We start from the raw sequence: 17,350 nt of genomic DNA, 5'->3' as shown, positions 1-17,350 counted from the left end.
ATATGAAAAACCTATTATCAATGAAAGATCTATCAATCGACGAAATTTCAGCTATTTTGGATCGTGCTGCAATGTTAAAAAGGTATGGGATCCGCGCATTACCTCAAAAATATATGGTTAGCAATCTATTCTTTGAGCCGAGCACTCGAACAAAAATGAGTTTTGAAGTAGCGGAGCGGAAATTGGGTCTTGAAACGATTCCTTTTGAAGCCGGTTCTTCAAGTGCGGTAAAGGGAGAGACGTTGTACGACACGCTTCGAACCCTTGAAGAAATCGGCTTGGATGCAGTCGTCATCAGACATCCTGAAGAGCGCTATTATGAAGACCTCGTTGGAAAAATGAATATGGCAATCATCAACGGCGGAGACGGTTCAGGACAACATCCAACACAATCATTGCTTGACTTGTTCACAATTAAAGAAACGCTGGGCGGTTTCAAAGGGCTTAATGTGCTTATCGCCGGTGACATTTCCCATAGTAGAGTTGCAAAGTCGAATGCGGATGCTCTTTCAATGCTTGGTGCGAATGTGAAATTTCTATGCCCCCCTGAGTGGGCAGGTGATTTTCCATACGTGAGTGACTGGGAAGAAGTGGTCTACACAAGCGATGTGGTCATGCTCCTAAGAGTTCAGCATGAAAGGCACGATGGCAAAATGAGATTCACAAAGGACGAATACCATACGAAATATGGACTGACAGTTGAACGGGAAAGGGAAATGAAGCCCGGATCAATTATCATGCATCCTGCACCGGTTAACCGGGATGTGGAAATAGCAGGAAGCCTTGTCGAATGCAGCAGATCAATGATTTACAAGCAAGTTGAAAATGGCGTCTATATACGTGCGGCTATCTTAGAAACGATTTTACAGAAGGAGGAATTGGCATGGGAAAGATCATCAAGAGTGCATATGTTTTAAATGAAATTGGAGAAAAGGTTTTAACAGATGTTAGGATTGCTGGAGGGAAGATAACCGAAATCGGAAAAGATTTACATGCAGGGGATTCGGAGGTCATTGACGGAAACGGACTCCTGTTGGCGCCGGGGTTCATCGATGTCCACGTCCATCTGCGGGAACCAGGCGGAGAGCATAAAGAAACGATTGAAACAGGGACGCTTGCCGCTGCTAAAGGCGGATACACGACGATTTGCGCAATGCCGAATACGAGACCGGTTCCTGACACGAAGGAAAACTTGTCCCTCGTCAACAGCTTGATTGCTGAAAAAGCGCATATTCGAGTCCTCCCTTACGCTTCCATCACAATTAGGGAAGCCGGGAAAGAACGGACGAATTTAAAAGAATTGAAGCAGAACGGAGCTTTCGCTTTCACAGATGACGGGGTTGGCGTCCAAGAAGCAGGCATGATGTACGAGGCAATGTTAGATGCGGCTGAGCTAGACATGCCGGTTGTCGCACATTGCGAAGACAATACACTGATATATGGTGGAGCAATGCATGAAGGAAAGAAGAACAAGGAGCTTGGACTCCCGGGTATCCCATCAATCGCTGAATCAGTCCATATCGCGCGCGATATACTGCTTGCTGAAGCAGCTGGCGCCCACTATCACGTCTGCCACGTCAGTACGAAAGAATCTGTACGGGTCATCCGTGATGCGAAAGAAGCCGGAATCCACGTAACTGCGGAAGTGAGTCCGCATCATCTGATTTTATGCGAGAATGATATCCCTTGTGACGATGCTGATTGGAAGATGAACCCACCACTTCGCGGAGTGGAGGACTTACATGCATTGCAAGAAGGGTTGATGGACGGCACACTTGACTTCATCGCAACCGATCACGCACCCCACACAGCAGAAGAGAAAAATGCCGGTTTTGCAAAAGCGCCTTTCGGAATTACAGGATTTGAAACAGCATTCCCGCTTCTTTACACGCATTTTGTAAAAGAAGGGAAATGGTCACTAAAGCAGTTGATTGATTGGATGACTATCAAGCCTGCTGATGTATTCGGTCTTCCATACGGGAAAATTGAAGTCGGTGCGCTAGCGGATCTCGTTCTTCTTGATTTGAATAAAGAACAAGCAATTGATAGGGAGACATTTTTATCCAAAGGGAAAAACACCCCATTTGATGGCTGGAGGTGTGTTGGCTGGCCGGTGAAGACAATCTACGGAGGCAATATCGTCTGGCAGGATCAAATGGATGTGATAGCAAAACAGCAGGTGATACTATGATTATCCAAGATCGGATGAATGTGACGGGTCAAAGAGAAATTGCTAAGAATATATTTGAAATGAAACTGACAGGCAAGCTGGTAGGGGAAATCAATTCCCCTGGCCAGTTTGTCCATATCCGGGTCTCTGATTCATTCGAACCTTTGTTAAGAAGACCGATCTCTATCGCTTCCATCGATTATGAAGCAGGCGAAATGACAATCATTTATCGGGCGGAAGGTCGCGGCACTCAGCTGCTTTCCTTGAAAAAAGAAGGCGACGAAGTAGATGTGCTCGGTCCGCTAGGTAATGGTTTTCCAGTTGATGAAACATCACCTGGTGAAACCGCGGTACTCATTGGCGGTGGAATTGGGGTTCCCCCTTTATACGAATTATCGATGCAACTGACTGCCAAAGGAGTTAATTGCATTCATGTACTAGGCTTCCAAACGGCAGATGTGTCCTTTTATGAAGAGGAATTCATGCGCCTAGGTGAGACATATATCGCAACGGTGGACGGAACAAAAGGAATGTCAGGTTTTGTAACTAATGTGATGGAGACGATTGGAGACGGATTCGCTACCTACTATAGCTGCGGACCGATGCCGATGCTGAATGCGGTTCAAACCGCTTACTCTGGCAAAAAAGGTTTCCTTTCATTCGAACAGCGTATGGGATGCGGAATAGGAGCTTGCTTCGCTTGTGTATGTGAAACGACTGATAAAACGGATAAAGAGTACATCAAAGTTTGTTCTGATGGACCAGTATTTCCGGCAGGGGTGGTGTCGATATGAATAGATTGGCAGTGGAATTGCCTGGTTTGCAGTTGAAAAATCCAATCATGCCGGCATCCGGCTGTTTCGGATTCGGTAGGGAATATGGGAATCTGTATGACTTATCAATGTTAGGCGCCATTATGATCAAAGCGACGACTCTTGATAAAAGATTCGGCAATCCGACTCCACGAGTCGCGGAGACGGCATCAGGCATGTTGAACGCTATCGGCTTGCAGAATCCCGGTTTGCAGGGCGTCATGGAAAATGAACTGCCTTGGCTGGAACAGTACGATGTTCCGATCATTGCGAATGTCGCAGGAACAGAAACTGCGGATTATGTAGAGGTGGCAAAAACAATTTCAACGGCTCCGAATGTAAGAGCGTTGGAATTGAACATATCATGCCCCAACGTCAAATGCGGCGGCATCACTTTTGGCACGGATCCACAGCAAGCACATGATCTGACGGCTGCCGTGAAAGAAGTGTCCGAAGTGCCGGTGTATGTCAAGCTGTCACCAAATGTCACGGACATCAAAGAAATTGCAAAAGCGGTCGAGGCCGGCGGAGCAGATGGCATTACGATGATCAATACGCTTGTCGGAATGAGGCTCGATCAAAAGACGGGAAGACCTATTATAGCTAATCTAACAGGTGGTTTATCCGGACCAGCTGTAAAGCCGGTCGCCATCAAAATGGTGTACGAAGTGAGCCAAGTCGTACAGATCCCGATCATCGGCATGGGCGGGATCGCTGAAACTGCCGACGTTATCGATTTTCTATCGGCAGGTGCGAGTGCAGTGGCAGTCGGTACGGCGAATTTCGTAGACCCATTCATTTGTCCGAAAATCATTGAAGAGCTTCCGGCGAAATTGGATGAGCTCGGTGTTGAACATATTTCTGAACTTGTAGGAAGGAGCCATCGGTTATGAAAAGATCCCCGATCATTGCGTTAGACTTTGATTCATCACAGAAGGTTTTCGACTTTCTACAACCATTCGAAAGCGACATCAATGTGAAAGTCGGCATGCAGCTTTACTACAAAGAGGGCCCTGCAATCATTTCTAAATTGAAAGAGCGCGGGTTCAATATATTCCTAGACTTAAAATTGCATGACATCCCAAATACAGTGAAATCTGCAATGGAAGTATTGGCAAGCTTAGGTGTGGACTTGGTCAATGTCCATGCTGCCGGCGGGAAGACGATGATGGAAGCTGCATTGGAAGGGCTTGATAAAGGGACTCTGTCGGGAATGAAGCGCCCTTCTATTATCGGTGTGACTCAATTGACGTCTACAGATGAACGTCAAATGAGGGAAGAACAACTTATCCATGATTCACTTCAAGAGTCCGTGCTTCATTACGCGAAGCTTACAAAGGATGCTGGATTGGATGGGGTCGTTTGCTCCGTACAAGAGGCTGCTATCATTTCAGAAGTATGCGGACCGGAATTCCTGAAAGTCACTCCTGGGATCCGTCTTCCGGAAAGCGGAACGCATGACCAGAAAAGGATTGCTACGCCAAAGGAAGCAAGGCAGGAAGGATCGACTCATATCGTAGTCGGCAGGGCGATTACAGGTGCATCGGATCCTCGTGTAGCATACGAACAAATTAATGCTAGATGGAGAGGGGTAGAGTGGGTTGGATAAGAAGGAAATTGCGAAAATTTTATTGAATGTAGGAGCGGTGGAATTAAGTCCGGAGGTTCCATTCACATGGGCATCGGGAATTCAATCACCGATCTATTGTGATAACCGGTTGACGATGTCCGATCCAGTAGGACGAAAACAAATTGCACAAGGGCTTGCCGGGTTAATTAAAACAAATTATCCTGAAACGACGCTTATTGCGGGAACGGCAACTGCCGGCATTCCACATGCGGCCTGGGTCGCTGATATTTTAGGCTTACCGATGGTGTATATCCGTTCAAAAGCGAAAGGGCATGGTCGAAGCCGCCAAATCGAGGGGAAAGTAGAACCTAAGGATAAAGCAGTCATCATTGAAGACTTGATTTCCACGGGAGGCAGCAGTCTGAATGCTGTTGAAGCGCTGCAATCTGAAGGAATCGAAGTTGCAGGGGTTGTCTCCATTTTTACATATGAACTCGAAAGTGCAGATAAAGCATTTAAAGAGGCAAACTTATCTTATGAGAGTTTGACGGATTTCGGAGCACTTACTGAGATGGCGAAAGAAAGCGGTGCAATTACAACAGAGTCAATGGCTGGTTTACTGGAGTGGCATGGGAAATTGAAAGCTGGATTATTAGCTAAATAGTAAAAACGAAAAAGGATTGCCATCCTCGTTGGGATGGCAATCCTTTTTTCACTTCCTCAACTTCCTAACAACATCCTCATCAGGTGTGACAAACAACGTCTTCTGCTCAAAATAAATAACAAATCCAGGTTTCGAACCATTTGGTTTCTTAACATGACGGATTTCCGTAAAATCTACCGGAACAGACGACGAACCCCTCGCCTTACTGAAATAAGCCGAAAGAATCGCTGCTTCTTCAATCGTCTGCTCATCCGGATTCGAATCATGGATGACGACGTGCGATCCGGGAATGTCCTTCGTATGAAGCCATACATGATCCCTTGCAGCAATCTTGAACGTCAAATAATCATTTTGCTTGTTATTCTTACCGACCGAAATCGGAATGCCGGAAGATGATATATACGACTCAGGTGATGGCTTTTTCGGCTTCTGCTTTTTCTTGCCTCTTCTTGCGCGCATCAAACCTAACTCCGCCAATTCCTCACGAATTTCATCGATATCCTCAGGAGACGCTTGCATAACCTGCTGTTTAATCATCTCAAAATAATCGATGTCTTCTTTCGCTTTCTCCAACTGTTCCGCAATCATGATCAACGCATTTTTCGCCTTCGTGTAGCGGGAATAATAACGCTGCGCATTTTCAATCGGCGTCTTCCTCGGGTCAAGCGGAATCGTCACAGTCGTTCCTTCCTCATAGTAATTGTCGACGACAGCTTCTCTATCACCTTTATTGATAGCATAACTATTCGCTGTGAGCAGTTCACCATATAACTGGAACGTATCCAGTTTCTCGGCCGCATTCTGCTCTTTTTCCAACTTGTTCATCTTCAATTTCAACTTGGCGATTTCATTATCTAGCCAGCGTTCCAAATCGGCTGCCTGGGATTTCACCCGCTCCCGTTCTGCCCGAGCAAAATAGACCTTGTCAAGCAGTTCGCCGAGTGTAGTAAACGTCGCGACCGTTCGATCCGCATATGTCAATGTAGTTGCCGAAAAAATGGTCTTCGTACCGACTTCAGCGATCGTAGGTGTTTGAGTTCCCCCTTTGAATGAAGATAGGAAATTTTTATAGATGTTATATGCGTCCCTTTCTGATGCTTCTTTCAATCGATACAAAAGTTCTTCTCCATGAATCGGTGAAAAACCCGATAGTTTTCCAACAACCTGTTTGGCATTCTCCCATTCTGGCAATAATGCTAGGAGCTCCTTTTCATCTAAATCAAAAGGATCTAATTTCTCTTGGGGAGGTGCGGGAACATATGGCTGTCCCGGCATAACCGTCCGGTAACTGTTCACGGAAGGCGGCAAATGCTTCATGCTGTCGATGATCATATTCCGCTCCGGGTCAATTAACAGCATATTGCTATGCCTGCCCATGATTTCTACAATTAATCGGCGGTGGATATCATCACCTATTTCATTTTTCGCCCGGATGTCAAATGAGATAATTCGGTCATTTCCAGATTGCTGGATTGATTGGATCATGCCGCCTTCGAGATGCTTCCTCAATACCATGCAAAACATCGGTGGCTCAGAAGGATTTACAATCGTTTCATCAGTCAATTGAACGCGGGAATAAGATGGATGAGTAGAAATAAGAAGTTTATAATTGCTTCTTCCTGCCCGAACCATCAAGACAACTTCTTGTGTGTTCGGCTGATGTATTTTTGAAATCCGTCCGTCTTTAATTTGTTGCAGCTCTTGAGTAATCGCTGCGGTGAATAAACCGTCAAATGCCATAATAATTCCTCTTTCAAACGTTTTGTACCATTTTAGCACTCTCTGGGTGCGATATGTTATAATATGAGAAGATTGTTTGCTATGATGAATGGAACAATAGAAGGTAGAGAATACATAAGAAGAGGGATTGCATGTACAAACAACGTGGACTGTTGATTGTCCTGTCCGGACCATCCGGTGTCGGGAAAGGGACGGTCAGAAAAGAGCTATTTCAACAACCTGACACGAATTATGAATATTCGATATCGATGACGACGAGAAGCCCCCGAGAAGGCGAACAGGACGGCGTCGATTACTTTTTTAAATCACGCAATGAGTTCGAGCAATTGATAAACGAAGGGAAATTATTGGAGTACGCCGAGTATGTAGGCAATTATTACGGCACCCCTCTGGATTACGTGAATGAAACGCTTGACGCCGGAAGGGATGTATTCCTGGAAATTGAAGTTGTCGGTGCGGCACAAGTCCGTAAATTAGTTCCCGATGGATTATTCATTTTCCTTGCCCCACCGAGTCTGTCCGAGCTTGAAGATCGTTTGATCGGTAGAGGGACGGAACAGGCCGATGTCATTGCAAGCAGAGTATTGAAAGCGCGTGAAGAGCTTGAAATGATGAACTTGTATGACTATGTAGTTGAAAATGATGAAGTGTCGAAGGCATGCGATCGCATCAATGCCATCGTGACGGCTGAACATTGCCGACGGGAACGTGTTGAAAAAAGATACTTACTTATGTTGGAAGGGGAATAATTTATGTTATATCCATCAGTTGACTCGTTAAAGGGTAAAATCGATTCAAAATACACACTTGTGACACTTGCCGCTAAGCGTGCGCGTGAAATGCAGGAGACCAAGAATATGTTGCTGCCATCCTATACTTCATATAAGAATGTAGGGAAAGCTTTGGAAGAGATTTCCGCAGGCGCATTATCAAAACAAGTTCAAGACGCTTCCATTGTATACGAAGACGAAGTATGATCAACGCTCACTAAGTTGACGCATTTAAATAGGTCTGCATACTCCCTTAGAAACAGAATTTCTTTGGGAGTTTGTCATTTTTAATTAGCATTTTTCAGAAGTCGATTGTCCTTTTATGGACAAATTGTACATACTCGTAGAAGTAGAGAAAGGGTGGGGCTGTTGGTAACTAAAAAAATACTTGTCTGTGTGACTGGTGGAATTGCCGTTTATAAGGCAGTCGCTCTTGTAAGCAAATTAACGCAAGCCGGGGCAGAAGTGAAAGTGATGATGACTGCTTCGGCAATGGAATTCGTGACACCGCTTTCTTTTCAGGTTTTGTCACGGAATGATGTTTACTTTGACACCTTTGATGAAAAAGACTCAAGTGTCATTGCTCACATCGATCTGGCTGATTGGGCCGATCTTGTCATAGTTGCGCCGGCAACTGCAAATGTAATCGGCAAACTCGCGAACGGAATTGCGGATAATATGGTCACGACAACCCTTCTCGCGACAACTGCGGAAGTTTGGATTGCTCCGGCGATGAATGTACATATGTATGAAAACAAGTCGGTCATCCGAAACATCGGACAGCTCCATGAGGACGGTTACCGTTTCATTGAACCTTCAGAAGGATTCTTAGCATGCGGCTATGTCGGTAAAGGCAGACTCGAGGAGCCTGAAAAAATTGTCCAACTGATCAAGGAGAGGTTTTCGCAACCTGAAAATCAGCCTCTTGCAGGGAAAAAGGTGGTTGTTACGGCGGGACCGACCCGGGAACGGATTGACCCTGTGCGTTACATTTCGAACTTTTCGAGCGGCAAGATGGGATATGCACTAGCGGAAGCTGCTGTGTCGTTAGGTGCTGAAACAATATTGGTTTCAGGTCCTGTTGAGTTGCCAAAGCCTAATGGCGTGCAGCTCATCAACGTGGAGAGTGCTGCACAAATGCTTGACGCTGTGTTAACTAAATTCGACGATGCAGATATGGTTATAAAATCGGCAGCAGTTGCAGATTATCGCCCAAAAGAGCAATTTACACAAAAGATGAAGAAGCAGGATGGCGATTCATCCATTGAACTCGAACGTACAACCGATATTCTCAAGACGCTCGGGGAAAGAAAAACGGGACAAGTACTTGTCGGATTTGCGGCAGAGACGAATGATGCAATCGAGTATGGCATGAAAAAGCTGTCCACTAAAAACTTGGACTATATCATTGTAAATGATGTGACAGATCCCGATGGCGGCTTCGGCAACGATACGAATGTTGTCACATTACTATCAAGAAAGGGGAAGACATATCCTTTCGAAGCAATGCATAAAAAAGAACTGGCACAAGTGCTCTTGAGGACGATTCTGGAATTGGAGAGTGACGTTGTAAATGATAGCTGAAGTCATCGTCGATGTATCGGCATATCCAATCGATCGTCCCTTTGACTACGCCGTGCCCGAACATCTGGAGACGGTGATTGAATGCGGGTCCCGTGTTAAAGTCCCATTCGGACCGAGGAAAGTGATCGGCTATGTCACCGGCCTGAAATCAGAAAGTGATCTCGAAGAGCATAAGTTGAAGAAGATTGACGAACTGATCGACTTGGATCCTGTTCTTTCTCAGGAGTTGTTGGGCTTGGCTAAAAAAGTGGCGAGAGAAACACTGTCCTATGAAATCGATGCGCTGCAAGTGATGCTGCCTGCAGCGATGCGTGCGAAATACGAAAAATTCATCAGTATCGAAAGACCAGATGAAATCGATGATGCAAGGGTTTTATCAGTACTGAATGGACGTACCCGCATTCCTTTGAAGCAGGTTACTGATTCCGCTCTATTGAAGTTGGTCAAAGATTATTCGGAAAAAGGAATCGTTTCCGTCGACACGGCGATTAGCCAGCAAACGGGAGTGAAAAAAGTACGTGTAATCCATATTGGGGATTCAGACACATTATCCGAATTACTGCTCACCATCCATCCGAATGCGAAGAAACAAGCAGAATTGATCAGGTGGATGTTAAATCATGCAGGGAAGTCGATTGAGGCTGCGAAACTGATGAATGAATCTGGCATCCAAAACTCGGTTCTCAAAGCCGTCATTGAAAAAGGCGGTGCTACAGAAGCGTATGTCGAAACGTATCGTGAGCCGGATGCCCCGAAGCTTCAGGATACGCCCATGCCCCTTCGGCTGACAGAGGAACAACACACGGCACTCGAGAAAGTGAAAGTGGCCGCAGATTCGGGTAATGCTGAAACATTCCTGTTGCATGGCATAACGGGAAGCGGAAAAACCGAAGTCTATTTACAAGCGATCAAACACGTACTGGATAAAGGGAAGGAAGCGATCGTCCTCGTTCCTGAGATTTCATTGACGCCTCAAATGACCGCCCGATTCCAAGAGCGGTTTGGCGAACTAGTTGCAGTCATGCATAGCGGGTTATCGGCAGGTGAGAAATATGATGAATGGAGAAAAATCCACCGACGGGAAGTGAAAGTTGTCGTCGGGGCAAGATCTGCGATTTTCGCTCCATTTGAAAACATAGGAATTATCATCCTGGATGAAGAGCACGAATCGACTTATAAACAGGAGGATACCCCGAGGTACCATGCAAGGGACGTTGCCATCTGGCGTTCAGAGTATTTCGGTTGCCCCGTCATCCTAGGCAGCGCGACACCCTCTCTCGAATCGTACGCCCGAGCATCGAAAGGTGTCTATACACTTTTGGAGTTGTCGAAGAGGGCGAAGAACCAACCATTACCAACCGTCACGGTCGTCGATATGAGGGAAGAATTGAAGGAAGGAAACAGGTCGATGTTTTCCGTACAATTGGCGGAGGCCATTCGACTTCGCTTGGAAAAGAAAGAGCAAACGGTCCTATTTCTCAATAAAAGAGGTTTCTCTTCATTCGTATTGTGCAGGGATTGCGGGACGGTCGTCCAATGCCCGAACTGCGATATCTCATTGACCTATCATCGTGCAAATGAAAGTCTGAAGTGTCATTATTGCGGTCATGAGGAACCAGTTCCGCTCGTTTGTCCGGAATGTGAAAGTGAGCATATACGGTTTTTCGGAACAGGCACACAAAAGGCCGAAGAAGAAATTTCAAAGCTATTCCCAGAAGCGCGAGTATTGCGGATGGATGTAGACACAACACGGCAAAAGGGAGCACACGAACGCATACTCCGCCAATTCAGCGAAGGGAAGGCGGATATTCTGCTTGGCACCCAAATGATTGCAAAAGGGCTCGATTTCCCGAATATTACCTTAGTCGGAGTGATTGCTGCGGATACGACTTTGCATTTGGCGGATTTCCGGGCAGCGGAAAAAACATTCCAATTGATGACGCAAGTTAGTGGACGAGCAGGTAGGCATGAATTGGCCGGTGAAGTATTCATTCAGACATATTCACCGGAACATTATGCGATTGAACTCGCAAAGACCCAACATTACGAACCGTTTTACAATCTGGAGATGTCGGCACGCAAACAATACGGGTATCCTCCTTTCTTTTTTATAACGCTTGTACAGTTTTCTCATGAGGATTTGTTAAAAGTGGCAGATTTCGCGGAAAAGGGGACGCGCTATTTGAAAAGTTCGTTGTCGCCTGATACCGTCATCATCGGACCTGCGGCAGCTGCAATTAGTCGTGTGAACAATAGATATCGGTACCAATGTTTGATAAAATACAAAAAAGAGCCGAAGTTAATTGAAACGCTCCAGCAATTGATCAGAATGTATCGGACGAACTGGATGAAGGAAGGTCTGCTTATGTCAGTGGATGTGGATCCGACTTCAATTTTTTAATCAGTACGGAAGAGTTGGAAAAGAGGAATAGAATTGGCAATACTTGAAATCGTTAAAAGCCCTTCAACAATGCTGACGCAGCGTTGTAAGGAAGTGGAGAAATTTGATGAAAAATTGGCAAAGCTGCTCGATGACATGTACGACACAATGATCGATGCAGATGGTGTAGGGCTCGCAGCTCCTCAAGTAGGGGAATTGGTCCGAGTCGCCATCGTCGATATGGGCGAAGGGGACGAAGTGATTGAAATGGTCAACCCTGTCGTCACTGCAATCGGAGGATCTGTCGTAGAAGTTGAGGGCTGCTTAAGCTTCCCGGGTCTATACGGTGAAGTGGAACGACCGTTTTTCGTTCGTGTAGAAGCACAGGAACGGGACGGTTCTTTGTACGAACTGGAAGCGGAAGACTACGAAGCGCGGGCGATCCTGCATGAAATAGATCATTTGGATGGCGTGTTATTCGATTCAAAAATAACAAGGATCGTGGACCCAGAGGAATTTGAAGAAGTAGATGGGGAGGCTGAAACCGAATGACGAAAATCGTATTCATGGGGACTCCCGATTTTTCAGTTCCTGTCTTGACAATGCTACACGAGGAAGGGTACGACATCATTGCAGTTGTCACCCAGCCCGATCGGCCTGTCGGAAGAAAGAGGATATTAACACCTCCGCCTGTAAAGGAAGAGGCTCTTCGACTTGGCTTGCCGGTCTTGCAACCGGAAAAACTGAGAACATCCGAAGAACTTGCGGAGCTTATCCAGATGAATCCGGATCTGATCGTTACCGCTGCATATGGACAAATCCTGCCGAAAACCCTACTTGATGCCCCACGACTGGGTTGCATCAATGTCCATGCGTCATTATTGCCGAAATACCGGGGAGGCGCACCGATCCACCAAGCAGTCATCGATGGTGAGACCGAAACGGGAGTAACAATTATGTATATGGTTGAAAAGCTCGATGCGGGAGATATCATCTCACAGATAACTGTACCTATTACCGAAGAAGATAATACCGGCATCCTATTCGAGAAATTATCCGTAGCAGGCACAAAATTATTGAAAAATACATTGCCTTCCATCATAGACGGATCGAATGAACGGATTCCCCAAGATGAAAAATATGTTTCATTTGCAGGCAATATAACCCGTGAACAGGAAAGAATCGACTGGTCCAAAGACGGCACAGCTATTTTCAACCAAATCCGCGGACTCTATCCGTGGCCGGGTGCCTATTCCGTATTTCAAGAAGAGAACGTTAAAATTTGGACGGCAGACAAATCCGATATTACGGCTGAGGCCCTTCCTGGAACGATAATAAAATTGTTGAAGGACAAGCTTATCGTCAAAACAGGCGACGAAACATCCATTGCCATCACTGAATTGCAGCCTGCCGGGAAAAAACGGTTGTCGGCGGAAGAGTTCCTTAATGGCATAGGTGCCAAATGGAATGAAGGGGATAAATTTGAATGACAAATGCCAAAAAGAGGATTTGGAACGGCAATGTCCGCGACGCGGCATTATCAATATTAATGGAAATAAATCAGAATCAGGCTTACAGCAATCTTCTCCTCAACAGGACGATTAAGAAATATGATATCGATCCGAAGGACAGGGGTTTATTGACTGAACTGACGTACGGCACTTTACAGCACAGATTGACCTTAGATTATTACTTGGAGCCTTTCGTCAAAGGGAAATTAGATCCATGGGTAAGGGAATTACTGAGGTTATCGATTTATCAAATAATCTATTTGACGAAAATCCCTCCGCATGCAGTCGTTCATGAAGCGGTGGAAATCGCCAAAAGAAGAGGGCATAAGGGCATCTCGGCAACCGTAAATGGCATTTTACGTTCCGTATTACGAAAAGGCGTACGCCCGATTGAGGACATCAAAGATGAAATCGAAAGGATGTCAGTTGAAACAAGTCATCCTGCATGGTTGATTGAGCGGTGGGTTAACCAGTTCGGCAAAGAAGAAGCTTTGGCGATGGCTCATGAAAACAATCATCCAGCCCGCATGACAGCTAGGGTCAATTCATTGAAAGCGACAGTCGAAGAAGCGATTATGGCGCTCGCTAAGGAAGGGATTGAAGCATCCAGGGGAGAAGTGATTCCAGGGAGCATCCAAGCATCTAGCGGGAGCTTAGCGAATACGGCAGCATTCGCGGAAGGTTTATTGACAATCCAAGATGAAAGCTCCATGTTGCCTGTTTTGGCTCTTGACGTGAAGCCTGATATGAAAGTGTTGGACATGTGCGCGGCTCCGGGCGGAAAGACAACATTCATTGCAGAAAAGATGAATGATATAGGAGAAATATACGCACATGATCTACATGAACATAAACTTGCATTAATTGAGTCGAATGCTAACCGTCTCGGCATACAATCCATCATAACGAAAAGCGGGGATAGCCGTGAACTGGAGTCCATTTATGGACCTGCCTCATTTGACCGCATCCTTGTCGATGCTCCTTGCAGCGGTCTTGGAGTCATCCGTCGCAAGCCGGAGATAAAATACAATAAAACCGAGCAGGACTTGAAAAGTTTGACAGAAATCCAGGAGCAGCTTCTTGCTACTGCCTACCGGTTACTAAAAGATGACGGCATTCTCGTTTATAGCACATGCACCATAGAGTACGACGAAAACGAAGGAATGGTCCGCCGTTTCCTGGAAACACATCCAGATCTGACCTTGTATTCGATCGATGCGCTTGCCGACATTGACTCATTGGCAATCAAAGACAATCTTCTTCAAGTGTTGCCGCAGCACTTTGGAAGCGATGGCTTTTTCGTCGCTGCTTTTCACAAAAAGAAGGAGTAAAGAACAACGACTGACTTCTAGCAAATCAATAAGGGGAAATTGAAAATCAGTGTCTTTGAAAAAGGGGGGACGAGTGTTGCGATTCGAAATAGTGACAGACGTTGGTAAGAAGCGGACAGTGAATGAGGATAGTGCAGCAGTCTTTGCAATTCAGGACGGGCCGACGCTCGCGGTTGTCGCGGATGGCATGGGAGGCCACCGTGGCGGGGACTATGCAAGTTCGACAGCGGTAAGGATACTTGGCGAACAGTTCGTGAAAGTAGATAGCGCTGCAACTATGGACGAGGATGATTGGAAAGAATGGCTTCAGGAGACGGTAATGTATGTAAACCGCACCCTATTCGACATTGCAGAAAATGACAATGAATACAAAGGGATGGGAACAACATTAGATGCTGTGCTCATATACGGAAATAAAGGACTTGTCACTCACATCGGGGATAGCAGGGTATACACGATAAATCGGAATGAGATTCTGCAAATTACGAAGGATCATTCCTTCGTAAATATATTGCTGGATTCCGGAGAAATTACCGAAGAGGAAGCGGCAAAACATCCCCAAAGAAATTGGATAATGAGAGCTATAGGATCCGAGAAAACGATCATGCCCGACTTCTATCAACTCAAATTGGACGGACAGACATACTTGTTGATATGTACGGATGGCTTAAGCAATAAGCTCGACAATAAACAGATTCATACAATCGTCACTGCGCATGGAGATTTGCATGACAAGGCAGTTAAATTGGTCGAGTTGGCGAACGAATTGGGTGGAGAAGACAATATTTCTGTCATATTGGCAAGCCCTTCCACATCGGAGGTGAGCCCACAATGATCGGCAAACGAATCGGCGGCCGTTACGAAGTGCTCAAAGGAATCGGAGAAGGCGGAATGTCGAAAGTCTATTTGGCACATGACATCATTTTGGACCGCGATGTTGCCATTAAAGTCTTGAACTATGATTTCGCAAATGAGCAGGATCTGAAAAAGAGATTCCAGCGGGAGGCCCTATCTGCCACAAGTTTGACTCATCCGCATATCGTCAATATTTTTGACGTTGGCGAGGATGAAGAAATTCATTATCTCGTTATGGAATATATTGAAGGCCAGACACTAAAGAAATTTATTCAAATGAATGGTCCTTTGCAAGTCCATCAAGCAGTAAAAATCATGAGGCAGCTCGTTTCGGCTATTGCCAATGCCCATCATAATGGGATTGTCCATCGGGATATAAAACCGCAGAATATTTTAATGGACGCTGAAGGCAATGTGAAAATAACCGATTTCGGAATTGCAATGGCGTTAAGCGCCACGTCACATACAAAAACGAATTCTGTTATCGGAACTGTCCATTATTTATCTCCCGAACAGGCGAGGGGCGGAATGGCAACGAAAAAGTCGGATATTTATTCGTTGGGGATTGTCTTCTATGAACTATTGACAGGTGAACTGCCTTTTTCTGCGGAAACTGCAGTTGCAATCGCATTGAAACATTTGCAGGAAGAGACGCCTTCTGTAAGACTTTCATTTCCCGGCATTCCGCAAAGTGTCGAAAATGTCATTTTAAAAGCGACAGCGAAGAATGCTGCATACAGATACCAGTCGGCGGATGAGATGTATGAAGACCTGCTCACCGTTTTATCACCTGAGAGGCAGCATGAAGAGAAATTCACCATCCCTTACGATGATGACCGGACGCGTGTCATTCCTATCATTACAGACACATCAAAAGCGGACCACTCAGAAAAGACCAAAATCATCAGTCCTGTTCCTGATTCTGATCCTGCCCCGCAACAGCAGCAGAAGAAGAAACGGAAGAAGTGGCCGATCATCGTTGGCTTATCCGCTTTGCTGTTGGCGATTGCAGTCCTCCTGATTTATTTTTGGCCGACCTTATTCGGTCCGAAAACTGCCTTGATACCAGAGGTGGTGGGATTGGAGGAAGCGGAAGCGATTTCGTCGCTTGAGGAAAATGGGTTTGTGGTTGAAGATAAGGTTGAGGATTATTCGGATGAATATCCAGCTGGACAAGTTTTCGGGACAGATCCGGAGGCTAATAAAAAACGAGAGATTGGATCAGCGGTCACCCTATACGTTAGTATCGGCAAGGAAACGACAGAACTGACCAATTATGTTGATAGGGAATATGAAGAAATTGTTGAATTCCTAAATAGTAGAGGATTTAGTAATATTCGACCAGAATGGGTTCACAGTGATGCACCAAAAGGACAAATCCTGAAGCAGTCGCCTGAAGCCGGCGAGAAAGTAGTTCCGGAAGAAACTGAAATTGTGTTTACAGTCAGTTTAGGGAAAGAAATGAAAACACTGGCTGATCTATCGAATTATTCTGAGAGTAAATTGAAGGATTATGCTGATACGTCCGGCTTCAATGTTCGAATCGTTAATAGGATAGAATCTGATAGTGTGAAGGAAGGTCATGTCATTTCACAAAAACCTTCAGCGAACGCCGAACTTGAAAAAGGTGCGACAGTTGACGTAGTCCTTTCAAAAGGCAAGGCGAAGGCCCCGGTTAAGTATGTTGTGTACAAGGTTACGATTCCATATGAACCATCGAATGTTGAAGACGATGAGGAAGACAAAGACCCTGAACCGCAAACGATCAAAATCTATATTCAGGACAGCAAACATTCCATGACGGAACCAGTTGCTGAATTTACGATAACGGAAGATGTGCAGAGAGAGATTACACTCACATTGGAAGAAGGCCAAAGCGGCCATTATCAGGTCCGTAGAGATTCGGAAATTATTGCAGAAAAATCGATTAATTATAATGATGCCGAATGAGAAAGAGGGATTG

The 17,350-nt window shown here is 45.5% G+C and carries 16 protein-coding genes; 15 read left to right on the top strand and 1 reads right to left on the bottom strand.

What is annotated here, in order from left to right; genetic code table 11:
- The first annotated feature begins 2 nt into the window (after window positions 1-2).
- From M3152_RS09380 to pyrE, 6 genes are read left to right on the top strand one after another with little or no spacing between them, the layout of a single operon-like run.
- Window positions 3-917 (top strand): aspartate carbamoyltransferase catalytic subunit, encoded by a 915-nt coding sequence (locus tag M3152_RS09380; protein WP_251694868.1) that lies wholly within the window; start codon window positions 3-5, stop codon window positions 915-917.
- Window positions 884-2,191: a dihydroorotase gene (locus M3152_RS09375; protein ID WP_251694867.1), complete on the top strand. Its 1,308-nt coding sequence runs from the start codon at window positions 884-886 to the stop codon at window positions 2,189-2,191. The genes M3152_RS09380 and M3152_RS09375 overlap by 34 nt, the downstream gene beginning before the upstream one ends.
- Entirely contained in the window at window positions 2,188-2,964 is a 777-nt protein-coding gene (locus M3152_RS09370; RefSeq protein WP_251694866.1) for a dihydroorotate dehydrogenase electron transfer subunit, read from the top strand. The genes M3152_RS09375 and M3152_RS09370 overlap by 4 nt, the downstream gene beginning before the upstream one ends.
- A complete protein-coding gene (locus M3152_RS09365; RefSeq protein ID WP_251694865.1) occupies window positions 2,961-3,875 on the top strand; it encodes a dihydroorotate dehydrogenase in 915 nt (304 codons plus the stop codon). Before M3152_RS09370 ends, M3152_RS09365 begins: the two co-directional genes overlap by 4 nt.
- Window positions 3,872-4,591 (top strand): orotidine-5'-phosphate decarboxylase, encoded by a 720-nt coding sequence (pyrF, locus tag M3152_RS09360; protein WP_251694864.1) that lies wholly within the window; start codon window positions 3,872-3,874, stop codon window positions 4,589-4,591. The genes M3152_RS09365 and pyrF overlap by 4 nt, the downstream gene beginning before the upstream one ends.
- A complete protein-coding gene (gene pyrE / locus M3152_RS09355; RefSeq protein ID WP_251694863.1) occupies window positions 4,584-5,216 on the top strand; it encodes an orotate phosphoribosyltransferase in 633 nt (210 codons plus the stop codon). Before pyrF ends, pyrE begins: the two co-directional genes overlap by 8 nt.
- A gap of 48 nt (window positions 5,217-5,264) precedes the next feature.
- Here pyrE and M3152_RS09350 read toward each other — a convergent pair whose 3' ends face one another.
- Window positions 5,265-6,956 carry an Rqc2 family fibronectin-binding protein gene (locus M3152_RS09350; RefSeq protein ID WP_251694862.1) on the bottom strand — a complete coding sequence of 564 codons (1,692 nt, stop codon included), beginning with the start codon at window positions 6,954-6,956 and terminating at the stop codon, window positions 5,265-5,267.
- Window positions 6,957-7,087: 131 nt separating this feature from the next.
- Between M3152_RS09350 and gmk the strand changes: the two genes are divergently transcribed.
- The 9 genes from gmk to pknB all read left to right on the top strand — a co-directional run bounded on the left by gmk (window position 7,088) and on the right by pknB (window position 17,337).
- Window positions 7,088-7,705 carry a guanylate kinase gene (gene gmk, locus M3152_RS09345; protein WP_251694861.1) on the top strand — a complete coding sequence of 206 codons (618 nt, stop codon included), beginning with the start codon at window positions 7,088-7,090 and terminating at the stop codon, window positions 7,703-7,705.
- A gap of 3 nt (window positions 7,706-7,708) precedes the next feature.
- Window positions 7,709-7,933 carry a DNA-directed RNA polymerase subunit omega gene (rpoZ, locus tag M3152_RS09340; RefSeq protein WP_251694860.1) on the top strand — a complete coding sequence of 75 codons (225 nt, stop codon included), beginning with the start codon at window positions 7,709-7,711 and terminating at the stop codon, window positions 7,931-7,933.
- 159 nt (window positions 7,934-8,092) lie between these two features.
- Window positions 8,093-9,310, top strand: a complete 1,218-nt coding sequence (gene coaBC, locus M3152_RS09335; RefSeq protein WP_251695301.1) for a bifunctional phosphopantothenoylcysteine decarboxylase/phosphopantothenate--cysteine ligase CoaBC — start codon at window positions 8,093-8,095, stop codon at window positions 9,308-9,310.
- Complete coding sequence (gene priA / locus M3152_RS09330; RefSeq protein WP_251694859.1) at window positions 9,300-11,711, top strand: primosomal protein N'; 2,412 nt, start codon at window positions 9,300-9,302, stop codon at window positions 11,709-11,711. The genes coaBC and priA overlap by 11 nt, the downstream gene beginning before the upstream one ends.
- A gap of 33 nt (window positions 11,712-11,744) precedes the next feature.
- Window positions 11,745-12,242, top strand: a complete 498-nt coding sequence (def, locus tag M3152_RS09325; RefSeq protein WP_251694858.1) for a peptide deformylase — start codon at window positions 11,745-11,747, stop codon at window positions 12,240-12,242.
- A complete protein-coding gene (gene fmt / locus M3152_RS09320) occupies window positions 12,239-13,180 on the top strand; it encodes a methionyl-tRNA formyltransferase (protein WP_251694857.1) in 942 nt (313 codons plus the stop codon). The genes def and fmt overlap by 4 nt, the downstream gene beginning before the upstream one ends.
- Window positions 13,177-14,532, top strand: a complete 1,356-nt coding sequence (rsmB, locus tag M3152_RS09315) for a 16S rRNA (cytosine(967)-C(5))-methyltransferase RsmB (RefSeq protein ID WP_251694856.1) — start codon at window positions 13,177-13,179, stop codon at window positions 14,530-14,532. Before fmt ends, rsmB begins: the two co-directional genes overlap by 4 nt.
- A 76-nt stretch (window positions 14,533-14,608) precedes the next feature.
- Complete coding sequence (locus M3152_RS09310) at window positions 14,609-15,367, top strand: Stp1/IreP family PP2C-type Ser/Thr phosphatase (protein ID WP_285847009.1); 759 nt, start codon at window positions 14,609-14,611, stop codon at window positions 15,365-15,367.
- Entirely contained in the window at window positions 15,364-17,337 is a 1,974-nt protein-coding gene (gene pknB / locus M3152_RS09305) for a Stk1 family PASTA domain-containing Ser/Thr kinase (RefSeq protein WP_251694854.1), read from the top strand. The genes M3152_RS09310 and pknB overlap by 4 nt, the downstream gene beginning before the upstream one ends.
- Window positions 17,338-17,350: the final 13 nt, after the last annotated feature.

Origin of the sequence: Sporosarcina luteola, from assembly GCF_023715245.1 — a bacterium.
Lineage (GTDB): Bacteria > Bacillota > Bacilli > Bacillales_A > Planococcaceae > Sporosarcina > Sporosarcina luteola_C.
The sequence above is the reverse complement of the archived record's forward strand: the minus strand, read 5'-3'. Positions and strand labels throughout refer to the sequence as shown.

Excerpts from the sequence above, each read along its gene's own strand:
- M3152_RS09380 (WP_251694868.1), top strand. The coding sequence starts at position 3 with ATGAAAAACCTATTATCAATGAAAGATCTATCAATCGACGAAATTTCA.
- M3152_RS09370 (WP_251694866.1), top strand. The coding sequence starts at position 2,188 with ATGATTATCCAAGATCGGATGAATGTGACGGGTCAAAGAGAAATTGCT.
- gmk (WP_251694861.1), top strand. The coding sequence starts at position 7,088 with ATGTACAAACAACGTGGACTGTTGATTGTCCTGTCCGGACCATCCGGT.
- pyrF (WP_251694864.1), top strand. The coding sequence starts at position 3,872 with ATGAAAAGATCCCCGATCATTGCGTTAGACTTTGATTCATCACAGAAG.
- priA (WP_251694859.1), top strand. The coding sequence starts at position 9,300 with ATGATAGCTGAAGTCATCGTCGATGTATCGGCATATCCAATCGATCGT.
- pknB (WP_251694854.1), top strand. The coding sequence starts at position 15,364 with ATGATCGGCAAACGAATCGGCGGCCGTTACGAAGTGCTCAAAGGAATC.
- rpoZ (WP_251694860.1), top strand. The coding sequence starts at position 7,709 with ATGTTATATCCATCAGTTGACTCGTTAAAGGGTAAAATCGATTCAAAA.
- M3152_RS09350 (WP_251694862.1), bottom strand. The coding sequence starts at position 6,956 with ATGGCATTTGACGGTTTATTCACCGCAGCGATTACTCAAGAGCTGCAA.
- M3152_RS09375 (WP_251694867.1), top strand. The coding sequence starts at position 884 with ATGGGAAAGATCATCAAGAGTGCATATGTTTTAAATGAAATTGGAGAA.
- rsmB (WP_251694856.1), top strand. The coding sequence starts at position 13,177 with ATGACAAATGCCAAAAAGAGGATTTGGAACGGCAATGTCCGCGACGCG.
- M3152_RS09365 (WP_251694865.1), top strand. The coding sequence starts at position 2,961 with ATGAATAGATTGGCAGTGGAATTGCCTGGTTTGCAGTTGAAAAATCCA.
- fmt (WP_251694857.1), top strand. The coding sequence starts at position 12,239 with ATGACGAAAATCGTATTCATGGGGACTCCCGATTTTTCAGTTCCTGTC.